General features: G+C 63.8%; 14 protein-coding genes. 5 read left to right on the plus strand and 9 right to left on the minus strand.

The window, feature by feature from the left end:
• Positions 1 to 124: 124 nt before the first annotated feature.
• Together OOZ51_RS04630 and OOZ51_RS04635 are read right to left on the minus strand one after the other, a co-directional pair.
• Positions 125 to 850 carry a tyrosine-protein phosphatase gene (locus tag OOZ51_RS04630; RefSeq protein ID WP_265977805.1) on the minus strand — a complete coding sequence of 242 codons (726 nt, stop codon included), beginning with the start codon at positions 848 to 850 and terminating at the stop codon, positions 125 to 127.
• Positions 851 to 1,035: 185 nt separating this feature from the next.
• Positions 1,036 to 1,671 carry a LysE family translocator gene (locus OOZ51_RS04635; protein WP_265977806.1) on the minus strand — a complete coding sequence of 212 codons (636 nt, stop codon included), beginning with the start codon at positions 1,669 to 1,671 and terminating at the stop codon, positions 1,036 to 1,038.
• Between the two features lie 265 nt (positions 1,672 to 1,936).
• Here OOZ51_RS04635 and OOZ51_RS04640 point away from each other — a divergent pair, with 265 nt between their 5' ends.
• The gene (locus tag OOZ51_RS04640) at positions 1,937 to 2,791 is read left to right on the plus strand and encodes an SGNH/GDSL hydrolase family protein (protein WP_265977807.1); all 855 of its coding nucleotides are present in this window, start codon (positions 1,937 to 1,939) and stop codon (positions 2,789 to 2,791) included.
• A gap of 51 nt (positions 2,792 to 2,842) precedes the next feature.
• On the opposite strand, the gene OOZ51_RS04645 is transcribed toward OOZ51_RS04640, so the two are convergent.
• Positions 2,843 to 3,436 (minus strand): GNAT family N-acetyltransferase, encoded by a 594-nt coding sequence (locus OOZ51_RS04645; RefSeq protein WP_265977809.1) that lies wholly within the window; start codon positions 3,434 to 3,436, stop codon positions 2,843 to 2,845.
• A 146-nt stretch (positions 3,437 to 3,582) separates the two neighbouring features.
• On the opposite strand from OOZ51_RS04645, the gene OOZ51_RS04650 reads away from it, so the two are divergent.
• Positions 3,583 to 4,536, plus strand: coding sequence for an endonuclease domain-containing protein (locus tag OOZ51_RS04650; protein ID WP_265977810.1), 954 nt, complete (start codon positions 3,583 to 3,585; stop codon positions 4,534 to 4,536).
• A gap of 68 nt (positions 4,537 to 4,604) precedes the next feature.
• Here OOZ51_RS04650 and OOZ51_RS04655 read toward each other — a convergent pair whose 3' ends face one another.
• The 5 genes from OOZ51_RS04655 to OOZ51_RS04675 all read right to left on the minus strand — a co-directional run bounded on the left by OOZ51_RS04655 (position 4,605) and on the right by OOZ51_RS04675 (position 8,760).
• Positions 4,605 to 5,468 (minus strand): 3-hydroxyacyl-CoA dehydrogenase family protein, encoded by an 864-nt coding sequence (locus tag OOZ51_RS04655; protein WP_265977811.1) that lies wholly within the window; start codon positions 5,466 to 5,468, stop codon positions 4,605 to 4,607.
• Complete coding sequence (locus OOZ51_RS04660; protein ID WP_265977812.1) at positions 5,465 to 6,247, minus strand: enoyl-CoA hydratase/isomerase family protein; 783 nt, start codon at positions 6,245 to 6,247, stop codon at positions 5,465 to 5,467. The genes OOZ51_RS04655 and OOZ51_RS04660 overlap by 4 nt, the downstream gene beginning before the upstream one ends.
• A complete protein-coding gene (locus OOZ51_RS04665) occupies positions 6,247 to 7,476 on the minus strand; it encodes a thiolase family protein (RefSeq protein WP_265977813.1) in 1,230 nt (409 codons plus the stop codon). The genes OOZ51_RS04660 and OOZ51_RS04665 overlap by 1 nt, the downstream gene beginning before the upstream one ends.
• A gap of 166 nt (positions 7,477 to 7,642) precedes the next feature.
• A complete protein-coding gene (locus tag OOZ51_RS04670) occupies positions 7,643 to 8,302 on the minus strand; it encodes a pentapeptide repeat-containing protein (protein ID WP_265977814.1) in 660 nt (219 codons plus the stop codon).
• On the minus strand, positions 8,302 to 8,760 hold the full coding sequence (locus tag OOZ51_RS04675; protein WP_265977815.1) for an SRPBCC family protein: 459 nt from the start codon (positions 8,758 to 8,760) through the stop codon (positions 8,302 to 8,304). Before OOZ51_RS04675 ends, OOZ51_RS04670 begins: the two co-directional genes overlap by 1 nt.
• A gap of 72 nt (positions 8,761 to 8,832) precedes the next feature.
• On the opposite strand from OOZ51_RS04675, the gene OOZ51_RS04680 reads away from it, so the two are divergent.
• On the plus strand, positions 8,833 to 9,558 hold the full coding sequence (locus OOZ51_RS04680; RefSeq protein ID WP_265977817.1) for a dienelactone hydrolase family protein: 726 nt from the start codon (positions 8,833 to 8,835) through the stop codon (positions 9,556 to 9,558).
• Between the two features lie 75 nt (positions 9,559 to 9,633).
• Here OOZ51_RS04680 and OOZ51_RS04685 read toward each other — a convergent pair whose 3' ends face one another.
• Positions 9,634 to 11,109: an amino acid permease gene (locus OOZ51_RS04685; RefSeq protein WP_265977818.1), complete on the minus strand. Its 1,476-nt coding sequence runs from the start codon at positions 11,107 to 11,109 to the stop codon at positions 9,634 to 9,636.
• 202 nt (positions 11,110 to 11,311) lie between these two features.
• Here OOZ51_RS04685 and OOZ51_RS04690 point away from each other — a divergent pair, with 202 nt between their 5' ends.
• Together OOZ51_RS04690 and OOZ51_RS04695 are read left to right on the plus strand one after the other, a co-directional pair.
• Positions 11,312 to 12,040, plus strand: a complete 729-nt coding sequence (locus OOZ51_RS04690) for a CPBP family intramembrane glutamic endopeptidase (protein ID WP_265977819.1) — start codon at positions 11,312 to 11,314, stop codon at positions 12,038 to 12,040.
• A gap of 154 nt (positions 12,041 to 12,194) precedes the next feature.
• Positions 12,195 to 12,632, plus strand: a complete 438-nt coding sequence (locus tag OOZ51_RS04695; protein ID WP_265977821.1) for a VOC family protein — start codon at positions 12,195 to 12,197, stop codon at positions 12,630 to 12,632.
• Positions 12,633 to 12,645: the final 13 nt, after the last annotated feature.

Here is a 12,645-nt window from a genome sequence, read left to right on the forward strand (position 1 = left end):
TTTCTTCGGACTGGCTTCGTTTTCCCCTTCTTTGACGCGTTTTGACGCCCAGGATTGGCGACTCGCCGTGTCGTCAGCGCTTTCCGACATCAAAGAAGGTCACGACGGCGCGTGGTTACCCCCGTTAGCCCGCCCGGCTCCCGAGCTTGGTACGGACGGCGCCGATTTCGGCCTCGGAAACGCCGTTTGCCGCCAGGAAAGCGGCGGTATTGATGGAGTGCGCGAATACGAGGAGGCTGGCCGTGCGTATGGCCAGCATGGCTTCTAGCGCTTCTTCCTCAAGAAAGGCGTCATGGGCATGTGGGGCTCGATGATACCGGTGGCGCTCGTTGATACCGCGCATCCCCTGCTGGTAACCACGCACGATTTCCTCGTCGCTTGCCCCTGCCAGGTTCTGCAGCATCACGGCGACGACTCCGCTGCGGTCCCGCCCGGCCGCGCAATGCACCACTACCCCGCCTGTCGCCGCGGCGATGGCCTTGAAGACCACCGCAAGCCTGTCCGGGAAGAGCCGCACATAGTCGGCGTAGTGGGCAGGGTCCTTCAGGTACGGGCCAAAGCGCTCCGTGAACTCTTTGTTCTCCGGGTCCTCGGTGGGGCAACGAACGATGTCAAAGCGTGCAGTCGCCTGCGCGGATACCGCGGGATCGACTTCCCTGGGCTGCTGCTCACGCGCGGTCCGCAAGTCGATCACAGTGCGGATGCCGGCGTCGTACATTTGCTGCCAACCAGCTTCGGTGAGCCATTCCCGCCTGCCCATCCGGTACACGCTTCCGGCGATGCGCCAGGCGTTCACGGCACCGTCCCAATGGACGCCTCGTTGCTTGGCGGCGGTTGAGATCCCATCCATACCGGACAGCTAACCACACGACCCGGATGTGAGCGAGGGTCGCGCAAAAGGCCGATATATGCGAGCGAGGGTTTGGAACGTCGACTCCCCGCCGACGCTCCTGCAGATATCGACCCCTCCCGGCCGACCCTCCCGCAGATGATGTGAGCGAGGGTCGCGAAGATGCCGCCACGTCTGGCGGACCGTTAGGTGGAGGCGAGGGATTTCGTCAGGATTGTGCCGCCGACGCCGATCAGGACCGTCCCGGATCCACCAGTGATGATCCGATTCACGCGGGGACGGGCCAGTGCCGTGGAGATCTTCTTGAGCGCATGTACCAGCACGACGTACCACGCCAACGCGGTGAGCAGAAAGATGCCCGCCATTAACGCGTGCTGTCCCAGAGGGGGAAGCGGTGCGAGATTGAATTGAGGAAAAAGGGACAGATAGAACACTGCGACCTTGGGGTTGAGCAGATTGCTCACCATTCCTTGCAGGAATGGTGAGTTTGCTCGAAATCCAAACCTGGGTTCCGGCGCCATAGGTTGACTGCGGGGGCGGCCGAAGGCCTCCAGCAGAGCGCGGGTCCCCAGATAGAGCAAGTACGCAGCACCGGCGATCCTAATGGCGTTGCCAAGAACTTCCGACGCCCCTAACAGCGCCGTGACGCCGAGCACGGCAAGAAGAGCAAGGATCGTGTTGCCCACCATGATTCCGATTGCGGTGGTTGCCGCTGATCCGGGTCCGCGGGGCGCATTTTTCAGCACAAGCGCAAAATCAGGGCCGGGAACGAGGACCACGACGACGCACGTCAGCGCAAAGGCCATCAGTTGTTCGACCATCAAGGACTGCTTCCGGAGGAGTGGATCTTCGGCACTTGTTGCCTTCAAAAGTGTAGCCGCGTCCGGCGAAGGAGAGCGGACGCGTGGAAGCCAGTGGCAGGACGTGCCGGGTGCGTGGCCGGACCTAAACCGAATGGAAGAACCAAGCCTTTTTTCGTAGCCGCGGGCGCGTGGCTCGCGTAGTCTGGGCCGCAAGACTGCTGGGGCAGGGATGGCCCGCGCCGCCAAGGCGGCACTGCAGACCGACAAGAGGGGGATAAAAGTAATGCATACAGCAAATCCGCGGCGCCGCCACGGCCGCCTACTGGGTGGGGCGCTCGCCGCCGTCGCACTCGTGGCCGGCCTCGGAACTGGACCGGCCCAAGCGAACCCTGTCACGGCGAAACCGGCCGATGTCTATGTAGCTCTCGGCGATTCCTATGCCGCCGGGACGGGCGGCAGCAGCCCGGCCCCGGCCTCGTTGCCTGCCTGCCACCAAAGCCTGGACGGCTACCCAGCTCTTTTGGGCGGCCTCAATCTGGGTTGCTTCGGCGCCACGTCGCTTAGCGTCAAGGCGGGCCTGGACAACCTCGCCCCCACCGACCCTGCAGCAATCGCGTTGGGATCCGCCACCGAGGTCTCGGTCACGGTGGGCGGCAACGACGTCGGCACGGGAGCCGTGGCGGTGGCCTGCACCAGCGGCGACGCCCTGGCGTGTGCTTCGGCCGTGCAAAATGTGGGGAATGCCCTACCCGCGCTGCCCGGCAACATCGTCGCCTTGGTGCAGTCCATCCGGCAGAAGGCACCCAACGCCGACATCGTGCTGACGGGCTACCCTCGACTCTTCACCGTCGGCCCCAAGATGCCTCCCACGCAAAAACAGCTGGCCACCACGTTGAACGGAATGGCTGACCAGCTGAATGCGACCATTGCCGGCGCCGCCTCCGCCGCAGGTGTGGGCTACGTCAGCGTGACGGAGCGATTCACTGGGCACGGAATTGGTTCCAATAATCCGTGGATCCACTACACCCAGCCATCGCCCTTGGATCCGCCTGCGCTCGCTTTGGAGAACTTCCATCCGAACGACGCCGGCTACTCCCAGGGGTACCGGACGGCGGTCAACAGCGCCCTCAAGAAGTAGTTGGCGCTGCCCGCGGGCCCCTCGCCGGGTGCCGCGCTCGGGCTCTCGACCTCAGGACCGCTTCGCGAGCCTGAACTCCAGGCCGGTACGGACGGCGGGCCATTCGTGTTCGAGGATGGAGAACACCACCGTGTCGCGTAGTACTCCGTCCACCGTGCGCGAGTGGTTGCGGAGCACGCCGTCCTGTTTGGCGCCCAGCCGGGCGATGGCCTCACGCGATTGGTGGTTGAGCCAGTGCGTGCGGAATTCGACGGCGGGGCAGCCAAGGGTTTCGAAGGCATGGCGGAGGAGCAACAGCTTGGAATCGGGGTTACTGCCGCTGCCGTGTGCAGAGGCGGCGTTCCACGTGGAGCCGATCTCGACGCGCGGGGTGGCAGCGTCAATGTTCATGTAGGTGGTCATGCCGATCAGCTTGCCGCCCGCCTTCAACCGCGTAGCGAATGGCAGCATGGATCCCTGCTCCTGCAGCGCGAGCCGGCGGCCGATCTCCGCAGCCATGCCTTCAGGCGACGGCACGGAGGTGTACCAAAGCTTCCACAACTCGCCGTCCTTGGCGGCGTCCACCAAGCCATCGTGGTGCTCGGTGCTCAGCGGTTCCAAGGTTACGAAGCGGCCATCCAGGGTTACAGGTGCAATGAGAGTCACCCGGCTAGCCTAACCGACCCAACTGGCTCGCATTTGTTGTCGTTTTGAGGCCTGAAAACGACAACAAATGCGAGTCAGTTGGGGATCCGAGGAGCGTGCCTGTGGATAACTCAAAATGGCGTTCCAGGATTTGCAACGATAATGCGATGAGGACCCCGCAACCCTTGCCTGCGCTGCTGGCGTGTACTCCGTTTACGTTTCAGGAAGCGGTCGACGCCGGCGTGAGCCGACGGCGGTTGCGGCACCGATCGCTGCCCTCGCCAAGCCGGGGCATCAGGATTCCGGATCAAGCCTTTGCCCAAGAGCAACCAAAGGACGCCAGTTTGCCGCTCGTCGTCCGGCCATTCACCGCAGTGACCGAGTTCTCAGCTGCATCTCACGCCACAGCCTTCTCGCTGTGGTCATTCCCAGGGTTCCTGCCGGGCGGCGATGATCCGCGCATCCACATTTCGCGCCCGGACACCATGGCGATTCCGCGACGAACCGGAGTGGTGGGACATGTGGGACAATTCTTCGATGACGAAATCACCAGTCTTGACGGTGTCCTCGTCACCACGCGCACCCGGACCTGGCTTGATGTGTCCAGGAAGATGAGTGTGGTCGAACTGACCGTTGTGGCTGACCATCTGGTGCGGATCCCTCGGCCAGAGTTTGAAGGCCGGACAGAGCCGTACGCGACATTGGAACAATTGGCCGACATGCTGGACCGGCACAAAGGAACGCCTGGGATCCGGAAGGCGCGCCTGGCCCTCGAACAGGCTCGGATCGGCTCAGACTCGGCCCCCGAAACGCGGCTCCGGCTGGCCCTTGAAAACGCCGGACTGCCGGAACCGCAGCTGAACGTAGCTACTGAGCTAAGTGCCGGCGTCGCACGTCAACCGGATCTGGCCTATCCGGAACACCGCGTGGCGGTCGAATACGACGGCGAGCCGCATTCCGAGCCGGACCAGATAGTCCGGGACATCGCCCGCGAAGAGGACTTCTCCCGTGCGGGCTGGCACTTGGTCAGGATCTCCAAACGGCACATGGAGAAGGAGGCGCGGTCCGCCGTCGCGAAAGTTCGTGCCGTGCTTTTGGGCCGGGGCTGGATCCCCAAGTAACTCGCAGTAGTTGTCGTTATGAGGGCTCAAAACGACAACTAATGCGAGCTAGTTGGGAGGCCCGAGGCTCAGTCTGTCCAGTCGAAGAAGCCCTTGCCGGTCTTGCGCCCCAGTTCGCCGCGGGCAACCTTGTCGCGCAGGATCTGGGGTGGTGCGAAGCGCTCCCCCAGCGTCGAATGCAGGTATTCGGCAATGCCGAGGCGCACATCCAGGCCCACGATATCCGTGGTCTTCAGCGGTCCGGTGGGGTGTTTGTAACCGAGCACCATGGCGGCGTCGATGTCCTCCGCCGACGCCACGCCTTCTTCCACCATTCGCATCGCCTCCAGGGCGATCGCGACGCCCAGCCGCGAGGACGCGAAGCCCGGAGCGTCATTGACGACGACGGCGGTCTTGCCGAGTGCCTCGGTCCAGGTTTTCGCTGTGGCAGCAAGCTCGGGCGAGGTCTCCCTGGCCAGGACCACCTCGATGAGCGTGGAGGCCGGGACGGGATTGAAAAAGTGCAGGCCCACGAAATTAGCTGGCCTCCGGAGCTGCGAAGCGAGGCCGGTGACCGAGAGGGACGAGGTGTTCGAGGCCAGGAACGCTTCCGCGGAGAGGTGTTCCTCCACAGACTTGAGGGCCGCAACCTTGAGCTCGTAATCCTCGGGTACGGCCTCCACAACGAGCCCGCAGTGAACAAAGGAGTCGTAGTCGGTGGAGGTGCTGAACCGGGACAATACTTCGTCCGCGGTCTCGGTCAGGGTGCCGCGGGCAGCGGACTTGGCCACAGCTTCAGCGACGCGACCCTGCGCACCGGCCGCAGCTTCGTGATCGCGCTCCACGACGATCACCGTAGCGCCCTTGGTCAAAAAGGCGTGGGCTATGCCGGCACCCATGCGTCCGCCGCCGAGGACACCGACAACATGTGGGATTGCGGGGACTGCTGTCATTTCCGGGTCCTGTCTGGGTTGTCGCTGCGCTTCTTCTTGTCGAGGAACGCCTGCATGCGGTCGAACTTGGCTTGGGATTCAAAGAGCATGCCCTGGGCCAGGGTGTCGATCACGGGGTGCGCCTCGGCCGGAGCGTGGAAGACCGACTTGGTGATCCGCACCGCCAAGGGGTCCTGGCGGCCGATCCGGTCAGCCAGGTTGTGGGCAGCTTCCATGAGCACCGGGGCTTCATGGATCTGGGTGATGAGGTTGATCCGCAGGGCTTCCTCGGCACGGAGGACAGCACCGGCCAGAAGGATTTCCTTGGCGATCGGCTCCCCCACGAGTTCCTTGAGGCGCCACGTGGCCCCGGCCGCGGCCATGATGCCCAGCCCGGTTTCCGGGTTGCCGATCCGCAAGCTGGGCGTACCGATGCGGAAGTCTGCGGCGTAGGCGAGCTCGGCCCCGCCGCCCAGACAGTAGCCGTCCAAGGCCGCGATGACGGGCATGGGCAGCTTGGCGATCCGGACAAAGATGGTGGAGTTGATGCCGCGCAGGGCGTCGTCACGCCGGCGTTCCCTCAACTGGCCGATGTCCGCGCCCGACGCAAACACGCCTTCTACGCCGGCAATGATCAGGATCTTCGGCTCACGCTCAAGGTAATCGCACACCTGGTGGAGTTCGTCCACCATCTGCTGGTCGATCGCGTTGCGGACCTCGGGCCGGTTCAGGAGGACAGTGACACGGTCCTCGCGTTCCTCGATGAGCAGGGTTCCGAATTCTCCGGCGTCCAAAGCCATTACATGCCTTCCAGAAGGATGGCGGCGCCCTGCCCGACGCCGATGCACATCGTTGCGAGGCCGATCTTCCGCCCGTTGGTTGCGCCTGCGAGCTCCCGCTCCATGCGGCCCAGCAGGGTGATGGCAATACGCGAGCCGCTGGAACCCAGCGGGTGCCCCAGGGAGATCGCGCCGCCGTCGGTGTTCACGATGTCCGGGTCCAGGCCCAGACGCCGCATGCTCGCGAGCGATTGCGTCGCAAAAGCTTCATTGAGTTCGACGGCGCCAAGCTCGCCGACGGTGAGTCCGGAACGGCCCAGGATCTTCTGGGTAGCGGGGACCGGGCCGATTCCCATGATTTCCGGTTCGCAGCCGGCCGAGCCGCCGTCGATGATGCGGGCACGTGGCGTGAGGCCGAACTTTTCGATGGCAGCCTCCGAAGCGACGATGATGGCGGACGCGCCGTCGTTGAGCGTGGAGGAGTTGCCGGCAGTAACAACGGAGCCACCGGCAACCACGGGACGGAGACCGGCGAGAACCTCCATCGTGGTTCCCTCGCGAGGGCCTTCGTCGGTGTCTACCAGTGTTTCGCCCTTGCGGGTCTTCACTGTGACCGGCACGATCTCGTCCTTGAAGCGGCCGCCGGCGATCGCAGCAAGCGCGCGTTCGTGCGAGCGGACGGCGAAAGCGTCGGCGTCCTCGCGGGAGATGCCGTCCACCCGGGCAACTTCCTCAGCAGTTTCCGGCATGGAGTAGGTCATTTTGCCGCCGCGGGACAACTCGCCCTTGGTGAAAAGCGGGTTGGCGAAGCGCCAACCGATGGAGGTGTCGAAGATTTGGCCCGGCTTGGCGAAGGCTGTTGAGGGCTTCTCCTGCACCCAAGGGGCCCGGCTCATGGACTCGACGCCGCCGGCCACCACGATGTCCGCTGCGCCGGCCTTGATCATGTGGCTGGCCATGATGATGGCGCTCATGCCGGAGGCACACAGGCGGTTGACCGTGATGCCGGGGATGTGGAGGGGAAGTCCCGCCAAGAGGGTGGCCATCCGGGCAACGTTCCGGTTTTCCTCGCCGGCACCGTTGGCGTTGCCCAGGATGACTTCATCAATGGCGTCGGGGTCGACGCCGGCCCGGGCCACGGCTTCGCGGATCACGAGGGCTGCCAGGTCATCAGGACGGACCGCGGAAAGCGCTCCGCCATACCGGCCTACAGGGGTGCGGGCACCGCCAACAAGAAAAGCCTCGACCATGAGAACATCCTTCGCGAAGGGAGCGGGGCCGGTGAATAATTTACCGACCGTTCGTTCTATAAAGATTACACGGCGCCGCCATGTGGTCAACTGCCGCGTGGTCAGCTGCGACACCGTCAAGTGCAACCGGGTCAACCGCCGCCACCTGGCGGGGCCGTTGTTTCACTCAGATCACCCGGATCCCCAGATGCCCTGCCAGAAGCGGAGCCATCAGGCTGAGCTGATAGTCGTCAATGACCACGCCGGACAGTCCGCCAAGTCCATTGATCGTCCGGAAATCCGAGCCACGCAGGTCCACATCCTTGAGCTTGGCCCCCGTGACATCCAGCGTCCCGATGGTGCAGTCCTTGAGCACCATGCGCGTCGCGGTACATGCCCCGAGGTCGAGTTCGTTGATGATGCAGCCCGTGATCACCACATCCGTAAGTTTGGATCCGCGCAGATTCAGGAAGTCCAGCTTGCCGCCGTCGATCTTCACCGAATGCCAGGCGCCCTCGTACATCTCCGCGGATCCCCAACGCGGGTTGCTGATCTCCACTTCACGCCACGAGGTCCGCGCAGCGGTGAACACCGGCGCGTAGGGCTCGTTCAGGATGCAGTCGCGGAAGGTCGCGCCGCGCAGTTCAGCCTCGTTGAATGAGACTCCATTGAATTCGCACTCGATGAAGTCCGCCCCGCTCAACTCCGCGCCGTTAGCCACTGCGCGGGTAAAGCGGACGCCGTCGTACCGTTCGCCCCGCTGGAAGTCCGGGGCGGGATCGTCGCGGAGCTCGTCAAGCCTGATCGGGGAAATCCGGGGTGCCGTCACCTTGCCGACCGCCGCCACTAGAGCGACTCCGCTTTCGCCGCAATCTCGGCAAGATCCTTCGCGAGCGCCTTACGCGTGACACTCATCCCGAGCTTCCCGAACGCAGCCATCATGACTTTGCTGAGGAAAGTCGGCTTGAGGACCTCGGCACCGAAGAACAACGTCAGTTCCGTCCCGCCGTCGTGCTCTTTCAAGGTAAAGCGGGTGGTGTAGTCCGCGCCGCCCTGCCGCGCCGTGACCGTGGTGCTGCCCGGCGGATCGCTCTGGGAAACCTGCATTTCCACGGTTTCCTCCCGGCCCATCATGACGCGTGTTTCTTTCCAGCGCGTGCCCTCGCCATAGGGTCCCTCGCTGAGCATCTGGATCGCTTTCACGCCCGAGAGGGTCCTGGCCGAGCCCGGAATGTCAGAGATGACGGCCCAGACTTTCTCCCGGGAGGCGTTGACGTGCTGGCTGAGAGTGGTGCTGTGGTCCATGCATCGAGCCTAACTGCGACCGCAGACAAAAACAGCCGACAAGACACTTGCGCGGTCTGGCAGGATTGCACCATGGTGCACATCGATTTGAGCACGGAGAGCGCGGCGGCCGGAGGCTCCCGCACGCTGCAGGGGTACCTGGCCGAGCCCGACGGCGAGGGGCCGTTCCCCGGCATCGTACTCATCCATGAAGCCTTCGGGCTCGACGACATGATGCGCCGCCACGCAGATCGGCTCGCCGCGGCGGGCTACCTGACGCTCGCCGTCGACCTCTATAGCGACGGCGGCGCGAGGCGCTGCCTCGTGGCGACCATGCGCTCCTTGATGTCTCGCACGGGCCGGGCGTTTACTGACCTGTCCACGGCACGGTCCTGGCTCCGCGGCGATGCCAGGTGCACGGGAAAGGTGGGGGTCATCGGGTTCTGCATGGGAGGCGCGTTCGCCCTGCTCGCGGCCCATGACGACTTCGACGCCGCCTCGGTCAACTATGGCCAATTGCCGCGGGATCTGAAGCAGGCGTTGGAGGGGGCATGTCCGGTGGTGGCCAACTATGGAGGCCAGGACCGGACCTTGCGGGGAGCGTCCGCCAAGTTGGAAGCCGCGCTCACGGACCTCGGGATCGAGCACGACGTCAAGGAATTCCCGACGGCGGGCCACGCCTTTTTGAACGACACTCCGGTTGGGCCCCGGGCATTGAGGCCACTGATGCGGGTAATGGGCATCAAACCCGATCCCGCTGCCGCGCCGGAAGCCTGGCAGCGCATCGAGGACCATTTCGCGAAGTACCTGAAGGGCTGAGGGCTGAACAAAGTACGACGGCGGGCGCACCCGGAGCGGGAGGCGCCCGCCGTCGTCGGGCTACTTAGGGGGAAATTAGCTAAACAGCTCGCTCTTTGGCTCGTTGTTCTTGACCTTCTGCCAGCCGAGCCACAGCACGACGGCGAAGAACGGGATGGTGGCCAGGGTCCAGAGACCCAGGAGGAACACCTCGCCGGTCTTGCTGGTCATGGTGTCGAAGCCAATCAGGACCGTGATGGCCAAGAGGGCAACGAGGCCCACCCAGCTGGTCCACGGCGATCCGGGCATCGGAAGGGTGGAGATTTTGCCCTTCTGGTGGCGCAGTGCGATCTGGCTGGCGAAGATGGCCCCCCAGGTGAAGATGACACCGATGGACGCAGTATTCAGCGCGAGGTCAAAGGCATGCGAGCCGCCCAGCCAGATGTTCAGCAGGATGCCCACGAGGTAGAACGCGGCGATGGCCAGGATCGCGGCGTACGGGACGTGGCGCGAGGACATCTTGGTGAGCCACTGCGGGGCATGTCCATTGTTGGCCATGGTGCGGAACACGCGGCCGATCGAGTACAGGCCGGAGTTGCAGGAGGACAGCGCGGCCGTGATGACGATCATGTTCATCACGTCGCCCACCCAGCCAAGGCCCATCTGACCGAACACGGTGACGAACGGCGAAACGCCGGCCTTGTACTGGTCGGACGGCAGCAGCATGGCCAGCAGAAGGACGGAGCCGACGTAGAAGACCACGATGCGGAGCACGACGGCGCGGATCGCCTTGGGCACTTCACGCTTGGGATCCTGCATCTCACCGGCCGTGATGCCGACGAGTTCGATGCCGTTGTAAGCGAAGATCACGGCGTTCAGGACGAGGACCATGACGAGGGCGCCCTTGGGGAACATTCCCCCGTCGCCGTCGAAGAGGTTGGCCGCCGACGCGTGGCCGTTACCCACCTTGGCGTTGGTGACCACCATGAAGGTGCCTACGGCCAAGAAGATCACGATGGCGCCGACCTTGAGGACCGAGGCCCAGAATTCGAATTCGCCGAACGCCTTGACGCTGAGCAGGTTCACGGCCACGAGCAACAACAGCGCCGAGATGGCAGACGCCTCGACTGGCACATTGGGGAAGAAGAACTGGAAGTACAGGCCGATCGCGATCAGTTCCGCGATCCCGGTCATGCCCCAGTTGATGAAGTACATCCAGCCGGAGAGGAAGGCGCCCTTCTTGCCGAACATTTCGCCGGCGTAGCTGACGAAGGAGCCGGACGTCTGGCGGTACATGATGAGCTCGCCGAGGGCGCGCATGAGCAGGTAGGCGATGACGCCGGCGATGGCGTAGGAGAAAATCAGGGCCGGCCCGGTGGAGGCCAGCCGCCCGCCGGCACCCATGAAGAGTCCGACGCCGATGGCGCCGCCCATGGAGATCATGGTGACGTGGCGGCCGCTCAGGGTCTTCTTGTAGCCCTCGGCACTGAGGTTTTCGGACGTTGTAGAAGTACTGGGCGCTGCCAGGGTTTCCGGCTCGCGCTGAAGGTCGGTTGTGGTGTTTTGAGGCACAGCTGTTCCTTGTGGGTTGGGGAAAATACCGGCCCTGGCTTCACGCGTCTCGGCGCACGCAATTCGAGCTTTTGGCCTGTTGGCGAGTCGAATCAGTAGCGCAAACACGGAAGCGTCGAAGGTAAATCCGGCAAGACAATCGTACCCGGTGATTCCGGTCGACCGTGACGGGGGCAACAAAGAGGGGCGCTACGCTGGACACATGGGCACCATTCCGCCGGCCGGGAGGCTATACCGTTTCACCGGCCTGGACGCTGCGGCCGCAGGACTCTATGCATCATTGGCGGCTGTCCTGAGCCTCGCCGCAGCCCCGGTGACAGCCTTCGTGCAGCAGATACTCCCGGACCCGGCTACCGCCGTCTATGCGATCAACCTTGCTTTCTATGCGTCGGTTGGCTTGTTCGCGGTTGCGTCCGCGTGGCGCGTGATAGCCCGCGACCTCCTGATTCTGGCCACGCGCCCGTGGTTCACGCTGGCCATGATTCCCCTATCCATCGTGGCCATGTTGGTGCTCACCGCCGTTCTGGTGTCAGCTACCGGATCCGCCAAGGAATCGCAGAACCAACTGGGCCTCCAGTCCCTGGTCCAGCAACTGCCGGCTTGGTTCGTGGTGCCTTTGCTGGTGGTGCTGGGTCCCTTCGTGGAGGAATACCTGTTCCGGCATTTATTGATCGGCAAGCTGTCCCGCCACCTGAACATCTGGGTCTGTTGTGTCCTGTCAGGACTCTGCTTCGCAGCCATCCATGTGGTGGGACGTGAAGGGTTGGTGCTTCCCGCTCTGGCGCCCTACCTCGGAATGGGGGCCGTCCTGGTGGCCGTGTATGTCTGGACGGGCAAGAATGTGATGTTCTCCTACTTCGTCCACGCCACCAAGAACCTGTTGGCACTCCTGCTCATCTACGCGATCCCGCCGCAACTGCTGGGCGGCTAACCAACCGAACTCGGTTAACCCACCCAACTGACTCGCAGTAGGTGTCGTTTTCAGGGCTCATAACGACAACAACTGCGAGTCAGTTGGGCAACCCGGACCGAAACTGTCCGCTAGGCACTTCCGTTGCCACGCGCCGTCGTCGTAGGTTCAGTCCATGGCACTGAACTTTCAGGTAGTAGTCGACTGCAAAAATCCGCACGTCCTGGCCGACTGGTGGGCCGGGACGCTCGACTGGATTGTGGAGCCCCAGGACGAGGCGTTTATCCGGTCCATGGTGGATCAGGGATTCGCCACCGAGTCTGAGACCACCACGCACAACGGCAAGCTCGTGTGGAAGGACGGCGCTGCCATTGGTCCGGCGGAAGACCGGGACAAGGACACCCGCAGGCGCTTCCTGTTCCAGACCGTCCCGGAGGACAAGACCGTCAAGAACCGCGTCCACTGGGACGTTCGCCTCAACGGACAGGACAAGGACGAGGTCCGCGACGCCTTGGAAGCCCGGGGCGCGAAATACCTGTGGACGGCCAAGCAAGGGCCGCACGAATGGCACACCATGGCCGACCCAGAAGGCAACGAGTTCTGCATCAGCTGAGGGGATTACTAGA

Origin of the sequence: Arthrobacter rhizophilus (assembly GCF_026241105.1) — a bacterium.
GTDB lineage: Bacteria > Actinomycetota > Actinomycetes > Actinomycetales > Micrococcaceae > Arthrobacter.